This is a genomic window from Nitrospira sp., from assembly GCA_015709715.1.
Lineage (GTDB): Bacteria > Nitrospirota > Nitrospiria > Nitrospirales > Nitrospiraceae > Nitrospira_A.
This window is the reverse complement of the sequence record CP054184.1, coordinates 2,429,553-2,447,726: the sequence shown is the minus strand read 5'-3', so window position 1 is coordinate 2,447,726 and position 18,174 is coordinate 2,429,553. Positions and strand designations below refer to the sequence as shown.

Below are 18,174 nucleotides of genomic sequence, written 5' to 3'. Positions count from 1 at the left end.
GCCTCACACCACGAAGTTGATCAGCTTCTTCTCGACATAGATGACCTTCTTCACGACCTTTCCCTCGAGCCACTCGGCAATCTCGGTCCTGGCCTTAGCCTCCACCTGCTCACGCGAGACACCTGCCTCGGTCTCTACTTTCGCCCGCAGTTTGCCGTTGACCTGAATCGGAATCGTCAGCCGGTCGCTCACGACCAACGCCGGATCATACGCGGGCCAGGGTTGCTGACCGGCGCAGGGCGCCTTGCCCAGCCGCTCCCACAGCTCCTCGGTCACGTGGGGCGCAAAGGGCGAGAGCAGCAGCAGGAAGGGTTCCAACAGGGCCCTGGAGCGCTGCTCCAGCTTGGTCATCTCATTGGTGAAGACCATCATATGCGAGATGGCGGTGTTGAAGCGCAATGCCTCGATATCGTCGGTGATTTTCTTGATCGTGTAATGCAGGAGTCGCTGCTGCTCGGCCGTCGGCAGCCTATCGACCACCGCAGCGCTCAGGGCACCGTCCTCCCCGACCATCAATCGCCAGACCCGGTCGAGGAAACGCGTGATGCCTTCCACCCCCCGCGTGCTCCAGGGCTTCATCGATTCCAACGGCCCCATGAACATTTCGTAGAGCCGCACCGCATCGGCCCCGAACTGATCGATCATCTCGTCGGGATTCACGACATTCCCGCGCGACTTGGACATCTTTTGATTGTCCTCACCCAGCACGATGCCCTGGTGGACCAACTTTTTGAACGGCTCGGGCGTCGAGACGATGCCCGCGTCATACAGCACCTTGTGCCAGAACCGGCTGTAGAGCAGATGCAACACCGCATGTTCGCTGCCGCCGATATAGAGGTCCACCGGCATCCAATATTGTTCCTTGACCGGATCGACCAGCTGCCGCGGATTCCGAGGATCGATGAACCGCAGGTAGTACCAGCAAGACCCGGCCCATTGCGGCATGGTATTCGTTTCGCGCCGAGCGGGTTTGCCCGTGCGGGGATCCGTGGTCTGGAGCCAGTCCTCCAGATTCGCGAGGGGACTTTCCCCCGTTCCCGACGGTTTGAAGTTGCTGGCTTCGGGCAAACGCAGCGGCAGCTGTTCTTCCGGCAAGGCTTGCGGCTGTCCCTCGACCCACAGCACCGGAAAGGGTTCGCCCCAATAACGCTGACGGGCAAAAAGCCAGTCACGCAGCTTGTAATTGACGGTCCTCTTTCCCTTGCCCTGCGCCTCAAGCCAGGCAGTGATCTTCGGGATCGCGTCCGCTGGAACCAAGCCGTCGATCGACAACGAACCGTCGGCTCTGGTGGAATTCACGACCTTGCCACGGCCCGTGTCGACGAAGGCCGCGCGGCTGACATCCCCACCGGCGATGACTTCCCGAATCGGCAGATGGTAGCGGGTGGCGAAGGCCCAGTCTCGTTCGTCGTGGGCCGGGACCGCCATGATCGCTCCCGTGCCGTAGCTCATCAGCACGTAGTCGGCAATCCAAATCGGCAAGCGTTCACCGGTGACGGGATTCACGGCGAAGCCGCCCGTGAATACCCCGGTTTTTTCCTTCTCCAATTCCTGGCGCTGCAAATCGCTCTTGCGCGCGGCGGCCTCCCGATACTCCGTCACCTGGGCACGCTGCGCTTCGGCAGTCACGACCTCCACCAGCGGATGTTCGGGCGCCAACACCATGTAGGTCGCGCCGAAGAGGGTGTCGGGCCGCGTCGTGAAGACCCGCAGATTGCCGTGGACATCGGCAAGGGGGAAATCAACCTCCGCCCCGATGGAGCGGCCAATCCAGTTCTTTTGCATTTCCAAGGTGCTGGCCGGCCATTCGACCAGGGCGAGGTCATCGAGCAACCGCTCGGCGTAGGCGGTGATCTTCAGGACCCACTGCCGCATGGGTTTCCGAACGACATCGAAGCCGCCGACCTCGCTCTTGCCATCGACGATCTCTTCGTTGGCCAACACGGTGCCCAACGCCGGGCACCAATTGACCGGCACCTCCGCCACGTAGGCCAGGCCGCGCTCGAAGAGCTTGAGAAAGATCCATTGTGTCCAGCGATAGTAGTCCGGGTCCGTGGTGCTGAGTTCGCGGTCCCAGTCGTAGGACAACCCGGCCCGCTTCATCTGGCGTTTGAACGTCGCGATGTTCTGCGCCGTCGTGACGGCCGGATGGACGCCGGTCTTCACCGCATACTGCTCCGCCGGTAGGCCGAAGGCGTCCCAGCCCATCGGATGGAGCACGTTGAACCCGCGCATGCGTTTATAGCGGGACACAATGTCGGTCGCGGTATAGCCTTCGAGGTGCCCGACATGGAGGCCGGACCCAGAAGGATAGGGAAACATGTCGAGACAATAGAACTTGGGTTTCGACGCATCGTCCAGCGCGCGGAACGGACGGTGCTGTTCCCAATAGGCCTGCCATTTGGCCTCGACGGTCAGGTGATCGTAGGTCTTGCTCATCCGCTTGTACTCGATTGCATCAGTCAGGGTGGTCCGACAGGGGACGAGAACGGACGACTCTAGCATACGGCGCGGAGAGCGACAAGGCAGCCTGCGGGGCGGCCTTGATCGCCGCGGAAACTCCTGGTGAAATGGGCCGGAACGATCGAGGTGGCCCCTGTCGCTCTACGCTACGTACATCTTTCCGCGCCTCATGGACTGGGTGTTGCGGGGCGAACGGTTTCAAGCCGAGCGCCGCACTCTCCTGAGCGCCACGCATGGGGTCGTGCTGGAAATCGGGTTCGGAACCGGACTGAACGTGCCTCACTATCCCGCTGCGGTTACGGCCCTCCACGCAGCCGATCCGGCCCCCCTGCTGCCGGAACGGGTGGCCTCCCGGACGGCACCGGCGCCGTTTCCGGTCTTCTTCACGGCGGTGAACGCAGAGCGCCTCCCCTACGACGATGCGATGTTCGACTGCGCGGTCAGCACCTTCACCCTCTGCACGATTCCCGATCCGATCGCCGCGCTCCGCGAAGTGCGACGCGTGCTCAAGCCGGCAGGACGCCTGCTGTTCCTCGAACATGGCCGAAGCGACGATCCCGGCGTCGCCTGTTGGCAGGATCGGCTGAATCCGCTGCAAAACATCGTGGGCTGCGGCTGCCATCTCAATCGACGGATCGATCAACTCATCATTCAAGCGGGCTTTCGGCTGTCACAGCTGGATCGATACGTCCTCTCAGGTGTCCCTCGGATCGGCGGGGAATTGTACCGGGGGCAGGCCGTCCCCGCCACGACCTCAGCACTGCCCCATCCGCCCACGTCTCCGTCGGCATAAATTGAATCGAATCGACTGATTTTGTACACTGACGGCGGAGCTGTGCCCACTCCGGCATCCACGACGCGAGACGGAACGAGATGTCGGCTTCGCAACCATCCCCGCACAAGGATCTCAGCACGACCCTTTCCCCGCCGCCACCGAGTCCGGCTGCCCGAGAATCCCAACTCGAACTCCAACGGCTCACCCTCCTGTACCAGGCCTTGCCGGCGGCGCTGCTGGCGGGAGGCGGCTGCGCGATCGCGCTGGTACTGGTCGATTGGGAAATCGTGCCGCACAACGCCCTGCTCGGCTGGCTGGCCTACCAGGCCAGCCTGGCGGCCGGTCGCTACCGGCTGACACGGGCTTTCACGGCCAGCAAGCCCACCACGAACGACCTGGCCTCTTGGAACCGCCTGTTCCTGGCGGGAACCTCCTTGGCGGGACTCGGTTGGGGGATGACGGCGATTTTCCTCTTCCCCAGCTCTTCCCCGGCCCACCAGCTGTTCTTGGCCTTTATCCTGGGAGGGATCACCGCGGGTGCTTCCTCAAGCCTCGCGCCACGCTTCGACGCCTTCTTGTCGTTCGCCGTTCCCACGCTGCTGCCGCTGCTGATCCGGTTGCTGACCCTCGGGACCGGGCAAGCCGTCGCGATGGCGGTCTGCACGTTGCTGTTCTCGCTGCTCATGGTCTACACGGCCTTCCGCATGTCCTCCACGGTTCTGGAACTGCTTCGCCTGAAGGACCACAACGCGCACCTGGTGGATCAGCTCTCGTTGCAGCTGCAGGAAGGCGCGCAGATGGAGTTGTTCCTCAATGTGAAAACGGAACACCACCGCTTCGTCATGGAGTATGCCCAAGACCTCATCTACCGCACCGATCGGAGCGGCCGGTTCACCTTCATCAATCCGGCCGTCGTGCGGATTCTCGGATACCATGAAACGGAATTGCTCGGCCATCGTTCGCTGGACCTGGTCCATCCCGACCACCGCCGCGCGACCGAACATTTCTACATCCGCCAATTCCTGCGAAAGATTCCCAGCACCTATTATGAGTTCCCCATGGTCACGCGAAACGGGCCCGTGATCTGGGTCGGACAGAATGTGCAGCTGCTGCAACGCGAGGGCGAAGTCACCGGCTTTCAAGCCGTGCTGCGGGACATTTCAGCGAGGAAGCAGGCGGAGGAAGCCCTTCGCATCAGCCAGGATCGGTATCGCGCCCTGTTTGAGAGCAGCCCGGAAATGTTGCTCACGGTCGACGCCACAGGGATCTTGCTCGCGGTCAATTCCACCACGTCCCTCGAACTGGGTTATGGTCCCGAGGAACTCATCGGCAAGCCGGTGACCCTGATCGTCCATCCTGAGGACCACGCGACCCTCCAACGCCATTTCGCCGATTGTCTGCACCATCCGGGCGACATCCTCCGTTGGGAGTTCCGCAAGATCCGGAAGGATGGGACCGTCCTCTGGGCAAGAGAGGCCGCACGGGCGGTGCGCAACCAGGAAGGGCGCTACGACCTCGTCATTGCCTGCGAGAACGTCACCGAACGGAAAGGCATCGAAGACGCCTTGACGCAGACTCGTCAGTTGCTCGAATCGATCGTCGAACACATCCCCCATATGGTGTTTCTGAAACAGGCCGACGGCCTAAGGTTCGTGCAGATCAACCGGGCTGGAGAACAGCTGCTGGGACTGAAGCGGGAAACCTTGCTCGGCAAAAACGATTTCGACTTCTTTCCCCGCGAGCAGGCGGAGCATTTTACCCAACGCGATCGCGAGGTCCTGGCCGGGCACAGCCTCCTCGACATTCCGGCCGAGCCCATCCAAACCAAGGACTTGGGGCTGCGTTGGCTGCACACCAAGAAGCTGCCGCTCTACGATCAGGCCGGCATACCCCGCTATCTCCTCGGCATTTCGGAAGACATCACGGAGCGTAAGCAGCGCGAGGAAATCGAACGGCTCCGCCTGGACACCCTCCAAACCCAGCAGGCTGTCCTCCATCAACTGGCTGAGCATCCGGCCATCCACACCGGCCACCCCGCCGATGCCTTTGCCGTCATTACGGAAGATGCGGCGCGCACCTGCGCGGTCGAACGAGCCGGCATCTGGCTCTTCGACGAGACCCGATCCGCCCTGGTGCTCCATGATGTGTACGAGGCCAAGACCGGCCAACACACCAGAGGGCGAACCCTCTCGGTCGGCCAATATCCCGCCTATCTCCGCGCGTTGGAACACGAGCCCTATTCCCTGGCCGCACAGGATGCCCGGACCGATCCGCGTACCAGCGAGTTGGCCCCCTCCTACTTGCAGACGCTGGGCATCGTGGCGTTGCTGGGTGCGCCGATCCGACGGCACGGCCGTGTGATCGGGGTTCTGAGCCTCGAACATATCGGAACCACCAGGGTCTGGAGCACGGAGGAGCGGACCTTCGCCGCCTCCTTGGCGGCTATCGCGACCCTCACGCTCGAAGCCACCGACCGACGGCGGGCTCAAGAATCGCTCGAACAGCACCTGCGTGAACGGAGTACCGAATTGCGTCGGACCACGGCCCACCTCGAAACCATCATCGAAGAGTCGCCGCTGGCCATCATCGAACTGGACCACGTCGGGCATGTGACGACCTGGAATGCCGCCGCAGCCGCCATGTTCGGATGGACGAAGGAGGAGGTGTTGGGTCGAGAACTGCCGTATGTCCCGGCGGGACAGGAAGAGGCCTCCGAGGCTCTCTGGCAATCCGTCATGAGCGGCAGGGCCTCGCGCAACCTGGAACTGCGCCGCCTCCGAAAAGACGGGACCCTCGTCGACGTGAACATGTGGGGCTCGCTCCTCCATGGCCATCGCAACCAGACCCTCGGCTCGATCGGTTTCTTCATCGATGTCACCGAACACAAACTGCTTGAGGATCAACTGCGACAGGCCCACAAGATGGAAGGCATCGGCCGGCTAGCCGGCGGCGTTGCACACGACTTCAACAACCTGCTCACGGTCATCAACGGCTGCGCCGCGCTGCTCCTCGATCAGGTGCGCCACGAAGATCCGCTGCACGACTCGCTCGCGGAAATCCTCAGCGCCGGCCAACGGGCAGCGGCCCTGACCAAACAACTGCTCGCCTTCAGCCGCCGCCAAGTGCTCGCCCTGGAGGTGTTCGATTTGAACGAAGCCCTGGTGTCGATGGCCGCCATGATTGAACGACTGATCGGCGAGGACATTGCGCTGTCGAAGGACCTGGTCGCCGTTCCCTGCACCATTCGCGCCGATCGCGGCCAGATCGACCAAGTGGTGCTGAATCTGGCCGTCAACGCCAAAGACGCCATGCCCCAGGGCGGGCGCTTGACCATGTCGACGAGAATCGTCGCCAGCAATCCGGACACCTCGGGCCTCTATCCGACTCTCCCTCCCGGGGCTTACGTGCTTCTGAGGATGCAGGATTCCGGACAGGGCATGGATCGGGACACGCTGTCGCATATCTTCGAGCCCTTCTTCACGACCAAAGAGGAAGGGAAGGGGACAGGGCTTGGCCTGGCGATGGTCTACGGCATCGTCAAACAGACCCAAGGATTCATCTTTGCCGATAGCCTGCCCGGGGATGGTGCGACCTTCGACCTCTACTTCCCGCTGGTCGAAGCTCCTCTGCCCACCGCGCCCCTGGCGACGGTATCACGAGCCCAACGCTGTACCGAGACCATTCTGCTGGTCGAGGACCAGGAGGCGGTCCGGCAACTCCTCGCCCATGTGCTCACCGATTACGGCTATCGGCTCTTGCAAGCCTCCAATGGGCAAGACGCCTTACACCTCGCCGCAGCCGTCAACGAGCCGATTCAGCATCCTGGTTACCGACGTGGTCATGCCGCACATGACCGGTCCGGCTGTGGCCGAACGCCTGCGGCGGCAATGGCCGCACCTGCGGGTGTTGTTCATGTCGGGGTATGCCGAAGGGAGCGTGCTGCCGACCTTTCTCAGCGAACCGGGAACCGGCTTCATCCAAAAGCCGTTCCTCCCTGCCGAACTGGCCGAGAAGCTGCGCGATCTCCTCGACCCCATCAAGTGATGCACGCCACCTGTGGGGCCGTGCCGGCAATCAATCGGGCAAGATCAGGCGGAAGGAGTCGATCGAGGCGAACCGGTCGGACGGCACCGGGTGGGCTTGGGAACTCGACTTGGAGCGATGAAAGATGCGACCGATGCCGAACCGTGCCGCGGCCGCCAAACATTGTTCGTCGTCATCGATGTAGAGGGCGCGCGCCGGGTCGAAACCGACCAAGCGCCGGCAGGTGGGCCAATATTCTTCTCGCATCTTGAGCCACCCGACCTCGAACGCATCGACAATGCGGTCCACATGCCGATCCAACCCTGTCTTGGCGGCCTTGACCTCCACCCCGGCGCGATGGGCATTGGTGAGGATAGTGACGCGCTTCCCCAAACGGCGGAGCGACATCAAGAACGCCTCCGCATCGGGAAGGAATCCGATCATGTGATCGAGTTCCCAGTGCAACGCCACCACGTCGATGTCCACCCGTCTCGCCCAATAATGCAGATCGGTCCAGGCCAACTCTCCCTCCACCGAGCGATACATCGACAGGAGCCGGTCCCGCGCCTCCTCGAAACCCAAGGCATGCTTGACCGCATATCGTCGAGGTAATTCCTCCTCGAAGAAAAAATTGTCGAAGTGACGGTCCAAGAGGGTGCCGTCCATGTCGAGCAACACGTCGTCGATCTCATTCCAGTCGACCGTATGGGGTGATCCGTTCGCCCTAGGCTGCTGCATGGAGAGAGTATACCGGAGCGTGGCCCGCAAGACGAGGCGTTGTGTTGGATGAAATCGGTGTGATACGGTCCGGAACGATCAATCCCAACGAGTCACCATGCCGCGCGCCAAACCCACACCAGGCCCCGCTACCCCGTTGTTTACGCCGGAAGGCACCCACCTGCCGGTGGTCGCCATCATCGGGCGGCCCAACGTGGGAAAATCGACCCTGTTCAACCGCATTCTCGGTACCAGGGCCGCGATCGTCGATGACGTGCCGGGAGTGACCAGGGATCGGAACTATGCAGATACCGCCTATCGCAACCGCCGCTTTCGCCTCGTGGATACGGGCGGGCTCGACCCGACGGCCAGTGAAGGCATGCTGGCGCTCATCCGGCAGCAGTCCCAATTGGCCATCGCCGAAGCGGATATTTTGATCCTCGTCCTGGATGGCCGCACCGGCCTCACGCCGCCGGATGAAGAAGTCGTGGAAACCCTGCGCGGAACCGAGAAACCCGTCTTCTACGTGATCAACAAGATCGATACGCCGAAGGCCGACAACCTGGTGGCCGATTTCTACCGCTTGGGGCAGGAACGGCTCTATCCGCTCTCCGCCGAACACGGCATCGGCGTGGCCGAGCTGCTGGACGATCTCTTCGCCCATATGGCGGAGCCGAACGAGGGAGAAGAGACTGCAGACATTCCGCGGATCGCAATCGTGGGACGCCCGAATGTCGGCAAATCCACCCTCGTCAATTCGGTCCTCGGCGAAGCGCGCGTCGTCGTGAGTAATGTCCCAGGAACGACCCGTGACCCGGTCGATTCGATCGCCACATTCAAAGACCGGCAATATGTGCTGACGGATACGGCGGGCATTCGGCGGCGGGGACGGGTCGAACGGGGCATCGAGGGCTACAGCGTCGCTCGGTCGTTACGCGCCATCGGCCGGTCGGACGTGGCGGTACTGGTGCTGGATGCGGAGGAGGGCGTCACCGAACAGGATACGAAGATCGCGGGCCTGGTCCTTCGCCAGGGCCGCGGCTGCATTTTGGTGGTGAACAAGTGGGACCTCAAGAATGAGCAGCCGAATGCGCGCGATGCCTACAAGGCCGACCTGGCGCGACGGTTCCCCTTCCTCTCCTGGGCGCCGGTGCTGTTCATCTCCGCGTTGGAACCGGATTTTCTCCGCGGGCTTTTTGCGCTGATCGATCAAGTCTATTTCTCGTTCTGCAAGCGGGTCCCGACCGGCACCTTGAATCAGTTTTTTCAATCGGTGCTCGAGGAGCACCCCCTGCCGGTCAAAAAGGGCAAGCCGAGCAAGGCGGTGAAGTCCGCCTTCCTAACCCAAGTTGCAACACGCCCGCCGGTCTTCGCACTCTTCGTCGGCCATCCCCAAGACATGACCTCCGTGTACCTCCGTTACCTGGAAAACCAAATTCGAAAAGAATATCGGTTTTCAGGCACCCCGCTGCGCCTGCTCGTCCGGAAGAAGTGAGGTAATTCCTCGTCCTGCTGATGCCCTGAGGCGGCGCCGTCACGGCGTCCTACGCACCGCCACGGCTTTACGCTTGACTGAATACCCCCGGCGTGTTATTCGCACAAAAGACATTGAACGCCACCAGAGCCTGCTCTCTCGGACCCCGACAGGTTGTTGCTCTCACAGTCGGCGTCACACACTTCCATCACAAGGGTTCGGTACCGCCATGGCCAACTCGACGGTTTCCCGCACGGGCTTGCTGGTTCATTCGTTCTTGCTGAGTACGGTCGCCTTGTTCCCCTGCCTGGCAGCGCCCACGTGGGCAGAGGCCCTTGATCCCGCCGCCGAGGCCGTGCCGGCCACGGGCTCGTCGGAAGTGAGCAGCGGCGACCAGGCGGAATCCCACGAGCTGCAGGAGACGCCGGACTCCGCCGCGCCCCCCGTTTCTCCCTCAGTCCAAATCTCCGGCTCGATCTGGCGCTCCAAACCGGGGATCGTGTTCTTGCAGACCCCCATCGGACCGCTTTCCCTCAGCTCGAAGACTAGCCTTCGTGACATTCGCAACTCGCACAAGATCACGCTGTGGGTCCATGGCACGACGTCCGTCATCGATATTCGCGAACGAGGAGCGGGGACGCTGGTGCATCGGTACATCAGCGCGCCGGCGAACTTTTCCTCAGGAGACCAGACGACGCTGACCCTGTGGACGCCGGAAGGTGACCGCCCGATCTCCCTGGGCAATTTCGCGTCGAAGGTCGCCGCTCGGCCAGACCACCTTCCGGTCGCCCTCGAAGTCGATCAGGCGGGCAACGTGCGGGGGTTACATGAGGTCCAATTCGACCTGCAGGTGAACCAGGTGCCGCGCACCCAGTCCGAAGTGCGTCTCCTACTCAATGGCACGGTGTCGAAACTCAAGTCCAACTATGTCTTCCTCAAGACTCCGCTCGGCATCGTCACCGTCAGCGGAAAAACCGGCGTGCGCAATGCCAAGGCAGGACAGGAAATGTCGGTGTGGGTGCAGGAGCGGCATGTGGCCATCGACCTCTATCAGGACGGTCTCTCGACCCCATCCCGGCGGTTCTTGTCCGGACCACTCGCCTATGAGTCTGAGGCGCGGGGTTCACTCCTCATGCACACCCCGGAAGGCGCGCAGGCCATCCCCCTGACCCAACGCCCATCCGCCCTGGCGGCCCTGAAAGAAGGCACGCCCATCACCGTCGAATTGGACCAGGATGGCGGACTGGTGGACGTTCGTCGCGTCAATTGACCGGCAGATTCCCGCTCCCGCCCATCGCTTGACAGTCTAAATCGCCAGCCCGTAGACTCCCCCCGCATATGGCTTCCCACCTCAAAGATCGGGCGGAGCCGGCAGACGGGCACCTGCTGCCTTCTCAAACAGGCGGCACCTTCGATCAGCTGTATCGTGATCACGTCGACGTAATGTACCGCTTCGCCTATCGTCTCTGCGGAGAAGCCGAAGCGGCCAAGGATTTGGTCCAGGAAACCTTCCTCAACGCCTATAGAGCCTACGACCGGTTTCGCGGCGACGCACAGGTGTCGACCTGGCTCTACGCCATTGCCTCCCACGCTTGCCTGCGCATGCGCCGGAAACGCAAGGGAGAGCCGGAACGGGAGCTCTCCTTGGAGGAATTTATCCCGACATCTGAAGGTGAGCTGACCCTGCAAGTGCCGGTGGAAGGCATGAGCCCCCAGGAGGCGCTGGAAAATAAGGAACTGCGCCACATTCTCGATCGGGCCATCGCAAAGTTGCCGCCGAAATACCGCATGGTGTTGGTGCTCCGCGACATGGAGGGCCTGAGCGCGAAGGAGGTCGGCAGCATCGTCGGTCTGAACGAGCGCGCCGTCAAGTCGCGGCTACATCGAGCCCGACTATTCGTACGAAAGGAACTCAGCGCCAAGGGTATCGACGGACAACAGCCACACGGGGCTCACACTCGGCACGGATAGTTTGGTATAGTCAGGAAAGCAGATCATCATGGCCGATCGCGTTCGCACATACTCAGGCACGAGAAAGCCCACCCCTCACCAGCACCATGGGAAACGGAACTGCGTCAAGATCCTGCAGCGGTTGTCGGCCTACCTGGATGACGAACTGTCCGGCGACGTCTGCAACGAGATTCGCGCTCACCTCGGCGATTGCCCGAACTGCGAGGTCTTTCTCGACTCCTTGCGCCAGACGGTCCGCTTATGTCAGCACCGCCCGTCCCCTGCGCTCTCTTCACGGGATCGTGCCAACCTGCGTCGAGAGATCCTCAAGGCGGCGACTTCGGCCTAATCGACCGTAGGCTCCTGCGATGCTGACTGCGGCCGCGAACCTCGAGGCGGAAGCCAAGCCATCACCCAGTTCCGCCGCTCCCGGAAGGCGCCATTCGATCGGTCACGTGGCCTGCTCGTCCTTCTACTGACCGGCACGGCAGCCGGGCTGGTTCTTGCGCAATCTCTCGACAGCCACAACGGTGGCCAAGCACTTTATGAGCGCCATTGCCTGAAGTGCCACGGCCCAACCGGCAAGGGCGACGGCCCGAAGGCGCCGTTTCTTTCTCCTCGACCGGGCAACCTGGTCTCCGCCGGAACGTCTGCCAAGACCGATCGCGAATTGTTGCGCACCATCGCCCAGGGGAAATCGCGCACTTCCATGCCGCCCTGGGAAGGCGTGCTCTCAGCGGAAGAGCAGCAGGCGGTGCTGCAGTACATCCGCTCGCTGGTCCGATTCAGCCGTCCGGGGACGCCGCCACCGCCCAGTCCTTGACCGACATGATCCCCCTCGCTCACCTCTTTCGAATGAAAAGAGCCTCATGGTAGAGTGACATTCTTTTCTTGCTAGCGGAGGTCGTTCGCATGATTCGCGGAAACCGGTTCAATAGACCACAGTCGATTGCCATTCTGACCATTGCGCTCACCGCCGGTCTCTGGGTCGGGACCGCCGATCCCCTGTTAGCGGCTAGCGCGAAACGTCAAAAGTCCACCGCCGCCCCCAAACAGACGACCGCAGTTCAAACAGCCTTGCGTTATGCCGAAGCCGTGGCCCATGGCGACCATATCACCACGGGACAGCTGGACTTCGCCTGTCAATATCGCCTGGTCACGAACGCGTCCAAGAAAGTGACACACTATCCCCCGTCCTCCGACCCTTCTTACGAGGCCTGTTGGCAGACGCTGGATGCGGCCCATGCCCCATTCTTGAAACGCACCGACATTGCCATGGATGTCATCTGGCCGAGCACGGGGCCGCTGGTGTTCTTCGGCGACAACCTCCCCGGCGCACCGGGCTCCGCCTTTGTCATGGACGTGCTGGGCATCTCGCCTCCCGGAACCGGGATTCAACTCACCGCGCTGAACAGCCGGCCGCTTCCGGCCGGTTCTTTCCGACTCACGACCACCGGCAAGGTCGTCGGCGTGCCGGCCACATTGGTGCAAGTCTCCGTGCAATACCATGACCCGCTCACCTCCCCGATCACCTATGCCGCCGGCAATGTGAAATGGACCAACACGATTAAGAAACCCCGGCGCGCCCTGAAATCCGTGACGACCCAGTGGGTCGTCTTCACCGGGTTGAAGGCCCATGGGTTCCCGGGTGACGCCGCCGTGTTCAATCTGCCGGTCGCGACCCAACCCCAACCGGACGCCCCTGGCATGGTGACGGAAAAGATTCCCTTTGCGACGGAAACCAGCCGCGCGTTGCCCGACAGCCTGGTGTGGTGGGGCCCGGAGGACCAACCGGGCACCTTGACCGCCGCCGCCGCCCGAGCCGCTGGGTTTCCTGAATTGCGCGACCGCGTCGCGCTGCTCAATCGGGTGTTGTTGATCGACCCGAAACAACCCGACGCCCTGACCGTGCTGTCGCGCCATCTCTACAGCGTGCTGCTGCGCGAGGGCCGCCACAATCACAACCTGAATGTGAAGGATCCTGCGCTAGGGATCGTGGTGGACGAGTTCTACTGGAACATCTATGCGCAGGGGGCCCGCCTGGACCTGTCCAACAGCATGGAAATGGGCGGCCTCTCCGAACCCACGCCGGCCGATCACCTCTATCGGCTGATCCCGGCGCTCCAGACCTTGGTCAGCATCAGGCCGGAGCAACTCGACAATCGTTTCCGTTTGGGTGTGGCCTACCGCTGGAACAATGACCAAGGGCCGATGGTGGAGACGTTCGAAACCCTCGTGAGGGATATTCCGGACAACCGCCGGACGCCGAAGGCGGAAGCGCTGCTCCAGCTGGCTTGGTCGCGCATCAACAAGGTGTCCTGGAACCGCATTCTGCACGATCAAGAAACACCGCGAGCCTACGCCGATGCCGAGGCGTCGTTGGCGCAGGCCGACCTCCCGCTCGACAAATTCCTCGCCGAATACACGATGGCTTACAGCATGATCTTTTTGCCGAACTACGGCGACAAGGCGAAGATGCTGCATCACTTGACCGAAGCCAAACGTTGGTTCGATGAAGTGCCGGGCAAGACCGACGAAATCTGGCGCTATTTCCTCCATACGGAACTGCTCAAGGCCGTGCTCGATGCAGACCCGATGTTTCAGCCGATCTTGGCTACCGCAGGTGGGCCCCACGCCTAATCATCGCTGTGGACGGGACCGGGGTGAGCCCCCGGTCCGCCCCATCCGGACAACCACCGCTCCCCTGTTCCCCGGCGCCCTCATCTTCGACCGTCCTTCGACGGCGAGGGGCTCTCATACAAGAAAGGAACCGCCCGCATGATCGATGTCCAAGGCTACGCTGCCATGAACGCGACGAGTCCATTGGTCCCGTTTCGTTTTGCTCGCCGTACGGTCCGTCGACAGGACGTGCTCATCGAGATACGCTTCTGCGGCATCTGCCATTCGGACGTCCATCAAGCCCGCGATGAATGGGGCGGGTCGCTCTTCCCGATGGTGCCGGGCCATGAAATCGTCGGGGTGGTGGAGAAGGTCGGCGCCGGCGTCACGGATTTCAAGGTCGGCCAGATGGTGGGGGTCGGCTGCTTTGTCGATTCGTGCCGCAAGTGCCCCCAGTGCAAGAAGGGGGAAGAACAATACTGCGAAGGGCCTCTCACCTTCACCTACAACAGCAAGGAGCGCGACGGCGTCACACCGACCTACGGCGGTTACTCCACGAAAATCGTGGTCGATCACCGCTACCTCGTGAAGATCCCCAAGGGATTGAACCCGGAGCAGGCGGCGCCCCTCCTCTGCGCCGGTATCACGACCTATTCTCCGCTACGCCGGTGGGGCGTCGGGAAAGGACATCGTCTGGCGATCATCGGGCTGGGCGGCTTGGGGCATATGGCCGTGAAAATCGGCAGGGCCCTGGGCGCACAGGTCACCGTGTTGAGCCACTCGTCCGACAAACAGGCCGACGCCAAGCGCCTGGGAGCGCATGCCTTTTATGCGACCGGTGCGCCCGAGACCTTCGCGCAGTTGGCCAAGCATTTTGATTTCATCCTCGACACCGTCTCTGCCCCCCATGATCTCAATGCCTATTTGGAATTGCTCAAGACCGACGGGACGATGATCTTGGTCGGCGTGCCGGATACGCCGGCTCAGCTTGGAGCCTTCCCCTTGATCATGCAGCGGCGGCGCCTGGTCGGATCGTTGATCGGCGGCATCCGCGAGACCCAAGCCATGTTGAATTTTTGTGCCAAGCACAAGCTCGGCGCGGACGTCGAAGTGATCCCCCTCCAGCAAGTCAACGAGGCTTACGATCGGCTGGTGCGTGGGGACGTGCGCTACCGCTTCGTCATCGACCTCAGTTCTCTGAAGTAACCCAGAGGATCTGCTTGAGTTGCAGCCATGCGCCAGGCTCCGGGCATCCGTATCATCGATGAACGGCCAGTTCCGCAAAGTAATGCGCAAAGGCCTTCATCCCGCCCGAGGCCTGCCCCCAATCGAAATATTCGTTGGGGGCGTGATACCCATGTTCCGGCAAGCTCAAGCCCATGAAGAGAATCGGGACCTTCCACGTTTTCTGCATGGTCACGACGGCGCCGATGGAGCCGCCCTCGCGGATGAACGCAGGGGCTTTCCCAAACCCCGCCCGTACGGCACGCTTGACCGCCTCGACGTAGGGGCCGTCAAAGACGCCGCGGAAGGGATGCAACATTCCTTCGCGTTCGACCTTCACCGAGGGATTCAGCTTCGCCACATAGTGCTTGAGCAGGCTGAAGACCCGTTCCGGCGTCTGATTCGGCACGAGCCGCATGCTGATCTTCAGTTCGCCATGGCCCGGCACCACCGTCTTCACCCCAGGCCCGTGATAGCCGCCGACCAGCCCATGCACTTCGAAGGTCGGGGCCGCCCAGATCCGGCGCATGACCTCCGCCGGATTCTCCGTCCGAAGCGTCTTGAACCCGTAGGCCCGTTTGAATCGCGTCACCTGGAAGCCTGACTTGAGGAAACTCGTGATCTCCGCCTTGGTGGGCTCGACCACATCATCGTAGAAACCGGGAATCTTCACGTGGCCGGTTTTCACCTCGACGCAGGCATGCACGAGATCCATCAACTCGGCCAGGGGATTCCGAGCGGCGCCGCCCGTGACGCCGGAATGGGCGTCGTTGTCGCCGGTACGGAGGACCAATCGTGCCCCGAGCAGCCCCCGCAACCCGTAGGGCATCGCAGGCTGGGTCTTTGACAGCCAAATCGTGTCCGAAATGATGACCGAATCCGGCCGTGGAATCGCGGCGCGGTTTTTGATCGCGGCGGAAAAACTCGGGCTACCGTTTTCTTCTTCCAATTCCCACAAGAACCGGACGTTGATGGGCAGCCCCTGCTCCATGGCGTACCGCGCGCCGAACAGCGCGGCCAACGCGGGGCCCTTGTCGTCCGTTGCGCCGCGCCCGTGATAACAGCCGTTCGCCTTGCGGAATGCGAACGGGGCCTGCTTCCATTCCGGTTCTTGGGCCGGCTGCACGTCCATATGGTTGTAGACCGTGACCGTCGGATAGCGAGGATCGACCGTCCAGCCTCCCGACACCACCGGATAGCCCGGTGTCGTTACTACTTGCGCCTCCGCCCCGAAATCCCGCAGATACTGGGCTGCCAACTCCGCCATGCGATGGACGTCGGGCGCATGGGTCGGGTCCATGCTGATGGAGGGAATCTCCACGGCTTGACCCAACATGTCTTCATATCGCGGGCGAACATCCTTGATATAGGTCTCCAACTGCCGCTGAAAGTCGCGCATCGCCGGTCCTCCCTGTCATGGGCGAGGATTATAGCCACTCGTTGGACGAAAACCTACGCTGGTCACACCGCCCCCCGGACAATGGTACAATGCCGCCGATGCGCCTACGTCCCTTCCGAGTCGATCCTTGCCTCTCCCTATGGCTATCCTTCGCCCTAGCCTGCATCCCCATGGTTCCTTCACCCCTCCAAGCCGAAGCCACGACGACGATCCAGGAGGTGTTGTCCGATCCGGCGCTGTTCCACCTGCGCCAGATCACGCTTCACGGCACGGTGCGCAATGTTCAGCCGTTGGACCCCTATGAGATTCCGGCCGGTTCCACCTGTTACGGCGGATACCTGTTCACCCTGGAAGATGACACCGCCAGCCTGCCCGTCGCGGTACCCGGCCTCTGCGGCATCCCCTTGGTCAAGGATCCGGATGTGGAAGACGGCGCGCGTGTCGCCATCGAGGCGACCATCCAGGCCCCCAGCCACGGCGGGTACGCCTTGAGCTTCAAGGGCGGCAAGATCGCCATGGATCAGGAAGGCATCGTGCAAGCCATCGCCACCCGCATTACCCCCTTGGCGGACTGACCATGAGCGATCGGCACCTCACCGCCCCCAGGCTCGTCGCGCCGGCCTACACCCGCGTAGGATGGATCGGCACCGGTGTCATGGGTGCGCCCATGTGTACCCATCTTCACGAAGCCGGGTACGGAATCACGCTCTACACCCGCAGCCGGAGCAAAGCCTCGACCATTCCGGCTCAGGGAGCGGTGTGGGCCGGCTCGCCGGCTGCGGTCGCCGCGCAGACCGACGTGGTCATCACGATAGTAGGATTTCCGCAGGATGTGCACGAAGTATATTTCGGCGCGCGGGGGCTGTTGAATGCTGCGCGCCCGGGCATGGTGTTCATCGATATGACGACCACCGACCCCTCGCTGGCCAAGCAGATCGCCGAAGCGGCGCAGGAGCGTGGCGCTTACGCCGTCGATGCGCCCGTGTCCGGCGGCGATGTCGGCGCACGCCAGGCCACGCTGTCTATCATGGTCGGCGGCGCCGCTCCGGCGGTCCAGGCCGTCATGCCGCTGTTCGAATGTCTGGGGAAAAAGATCGTACATCAGGGCGGACCCGGCGCGGGACAACATACCAAACTCTGCAACCAGATCGTGATCGCCGGGACCATGATCGGCGTCTGCGAAAGTCTGCTCTATGGGGTGCAAGCCGGCCTGCAACTGGACCGCATGCTGAAGTCGATTCGCGGTGGAGCCGCCGCCTGCTGGACGCTGGATCATCTGGCACCGCGCATTCTGGCCCGCAATTTCGACCCCGGTTTCTTCGTCGAACATTTCATCAAGGACATGGGGATCGCGCTGGAGGAAGCTCGGCGGCGTGGGCTCACCCTGCCTGGGCTGGCACTGGCCCATCAGCTGTATGAGAAGGTGACGGCGCTGGGACATGGGCGTTCAGGCACTCACGCCCTCATGCTCGCGCTCGAAGCCCTCTCACAAAAGAGTCCTGATGGTCGGCCTGCAGCGCCATGACAGGA

Annotated in this window: 13 protein-coding genes; 11 read left to right on the top strand and 2 right to left on the bottom strand. The window is 62.3% G+C overall.

The window, feature by feature from the left end; translation table 11 throughout:
• Positions 1-3: 3 nt before the first annotated feature.
• A complete protein-coding gene (locus HRU82_11765; GenBank protein ID QOJ35576.1) occupies positions 4-2,439 on the bottom strand; it encodes a leucine--tRNA ligase in 2,436 nt (811 codons plus the stop codon).
• Between the two features lie 193 nt (positions 2,440-2,632).
• Here HRU82_11765 and HRU82_11760 point away from each other — a divergent pair, with 193 nt between their 5' ends.
• The 9 genes from HRU82_11760 to HRU82_11720 all read left to right on the top strand — a co-directional run bounded on the left by HRU82_11760 (position 2,633) and on the right by HRU82_11720 (position 15,227).
• The gene (locus tag HRU82_11760) at positions 2,633-3,256 is read left to right on the top strand and encodes a class I SAM-dependent methyltransferase (GenBank protein ID QOJ35575.1); all 624 of its coding nucleotides are present in this window, start codon (positions 2,633-2,635) and stop codon (positions 3,254-3,256) included.
• An 80-nt stretch (positions 3,257-3,336) separates the two neighbouring features.
• Positions 3,337-7,533 carry a PAS domain S-box protein gene (locus tag HRU82_11755; protein ID QOJ35574.1) on the top strand — a complete coding sequence of 1,399 codons (4,197 nt, stop codon included), beginning with the start codon at positions 3,337-3,339 and terminating at the stop codon, positions 7,531-7,533.
• A 563-nt stretch (positions 7,534-8,096) separates the two neighbouring features.
• Positions 8,097-9,473: a ribosome biogenesis GTPase Der gene (der, locus tag HRU82_11750; GenBank protein QOJ35573.1), complete on the top strand. Its 1,377-nt coding sequence runs from the start codon at positions 8,097-8,099 to the stop codon at positions 9,471-9,473.
• 208 nt (positions 9,474-9,681) lie between these two features.
• Complete coding sequence (locus HRU82_11745; protein ID QOJ35572.1) at positions 9,682-10,722, top strand: hypothetical protein; 1,041 nt, start codon at positions 9,682-9,684, stop codon at positions 10,720-10,722.
• A 68-nt stretch (positions 10,723-10,790) separates the two neighbouring features.
• Positions 10,791-11,423: an RNA polymerase sigma factor gene (locus HRU82_11740; GenBank protein ID QOJ35571.1), complete on the top strand. Its 633-nt coding sequence runs from the start codon at positions 10,791-10,793 to the stop codon at positions 11,421-11,423.
• Positions 11,424-11,451: 28 nt separating this feature from the next.
• Positions 11,452-11,751 carry a zf-HC2 domain-containing protein gene (locus HRU82_11735; protein ID QOJ35570.1) on the top strand — a complete coding sequence of 100 codons (300 nt, stop codon included), beginning with the start codon at positions 11,452-11,454 and terminating at the stop codon, positions 11,749-11,751.
• A 60-nt stretch (positions 11,752-11,811) separates the two neighbouring features.
• Positions 11,812-12,225, top strand: a complete 414-nt coding sequence (locus tag HRU82_11730) for a cytochrome c (protein QOJ37190.1) — start codon at positions 11,812-11,814, stop codon at positions 12,223-12,225.
• Between the two features lie 89 nt (positions 12,226-12,314).
• Complete coding sequence (locus tag HRU82_11725; GenBank protein ID QOJ35569.1) at positions 12,315-14,042, top strand: hypothetical protein; 1,728 nt, start codon at positions 12,315-12,317, stop codon at positions 14,040-14,042.
• Between the two features lie 138 nt (positions 14,043-14,180).
• On the top strand, positions 14,181-15,227 hold the full coding sequence (locus HRU82_11720) for an NAD(P)-dependent alcohol dehydrogenase (protein ID QOJ35568.1): 1,047 nt from the start codon (positions 14,181-14,183) through the stop codon (positions 15,225-15,227).
• Positions 15,228-15,279: 52 nt separating this feature from the next.
• Here HRU82_11720 and HRU82_11715 read toward each other — a convergent pair whose 3' ends face one another.
• A complete protein-coding gene (locus HRU82_11715) occupies positions 15,280-16,644 on the bottom strand; it encodes a M20/M25/M40 family metallo-hydrolase (GenBank protein QOJ35567.1) in 1,365 nt (454 codons plus the stop codon).
• Between the two features lie 98 nt (positions 16,645-16,742).
• Between HRU82_11715 and HRU82_11710 the strand changes: the two genes are divergently transcribed.
• On the top strand, positions 16,743-17,219 hold the full coding sequence (locus tag HRU82_11710) for a hypothetical protein (GenBank protein ID QOJ35566.1): 477 nt from the start codon (positions 16,743-16,745) through the stop codon (positions 17,217-17,219).
• Between the two features lie 2 nt (positions 17,220-17,221).
• Positions 17,222-18,169: an NAD(P)-dependent oxidoreductase gene (locus tag HRU82_11705; GenBank protein ID QOJ35565.1), complete on the top strand. Its 948-nt coding sequence runs from the start codon at positions 17,222-17,224 to the stop codon at positions 18,167-18,169.
• Positions 18,170-18,174 lie beyond the last annotated feature (5 nt).

Bases quoted from the DNA above. Each gene is read 5' to 3' on its own strand.
- HRU82_11765 (QOJ35576.1), bottom strand. From the start codon at position 2,439: ATGAGCAAGACCTACGATCACCTGACCGTCGAGGCCAAATGGCAGGCC.
- HRU82_11760 (QOJ35575.1), top strand. From the start codon at position 2,633: ATGGACTGGGTGTTGCGGGGCGAACGGTTTCAAGCCGAGCGCCGCACT.
- HRU82_11755 (QOJ35574.1), top strand. From the start codon at position 3,337: ATGTCGGCTTCGCAACCATCCCCGCACAAGGATCTCAGCACGACCCTT.
- der (QOJ35573.1), top strand. From the start codon at position 8,097: ATGCCGCGCGCCAAACCCACACCAGGCCCCGCTACCCCGTTGTTTACG.
- HRU82_11745 (QOJ35572.1), top strand. From the start codon at position 9,682: ATGGCCAACTCGACGGTTTCCCGCACGGGCTTGCTGGTTCATTCGTTC.
- HRU82_11740 (QOJ35571.1), top strand. From the start codon at position 10,791: ATGGCTTCCCACCTCAAAGATCGGGCGGAGCCGGCAGACGGGCACCTG.
- HRU82_11735 (QOJ35570.1), top strand. From the start codon at position 11,452: ATGGCCGATCGCGTTCGCACATACTCAGGCACGAGAAAGCCCACCCCT.
- HRU82_11725 (QOJ35569.1), top strand. From the start codon at position 12,315: ATGATTCGCGGAAACCGGTTCAATAGACCACAGTCGATTGCCATTCTG.
- HRU82_11720 (QOJ35568.1), top strand. From the start codon at position 14,181: ATGATCGATGTCCAAGGCTACGCTGCCATGAACGCGACGAGTCCATTG.
- HRU82_11715 (QOJ35567.1), bottom strand. From the start codon at position 16,644: ATGCGCGACTTTCAGCGGCAGTTGGAGACCTATATCAAGGATGTTCGC.
- HRU82_11710 (QOJ35566.1), top strand. From the start codon at position 16,743: ATGCGCCTACGTCCCTTCCGAGTCGATCCTTGCCTCTCCCTATGGCTA.
- HRU82_11705 (QOJ35565.1), top strand. From the start codon at position 17,222: ATGAGCGATCGGCACCTCACCGCCCCCAGGCTCGTCGCGCCGGCCTAC.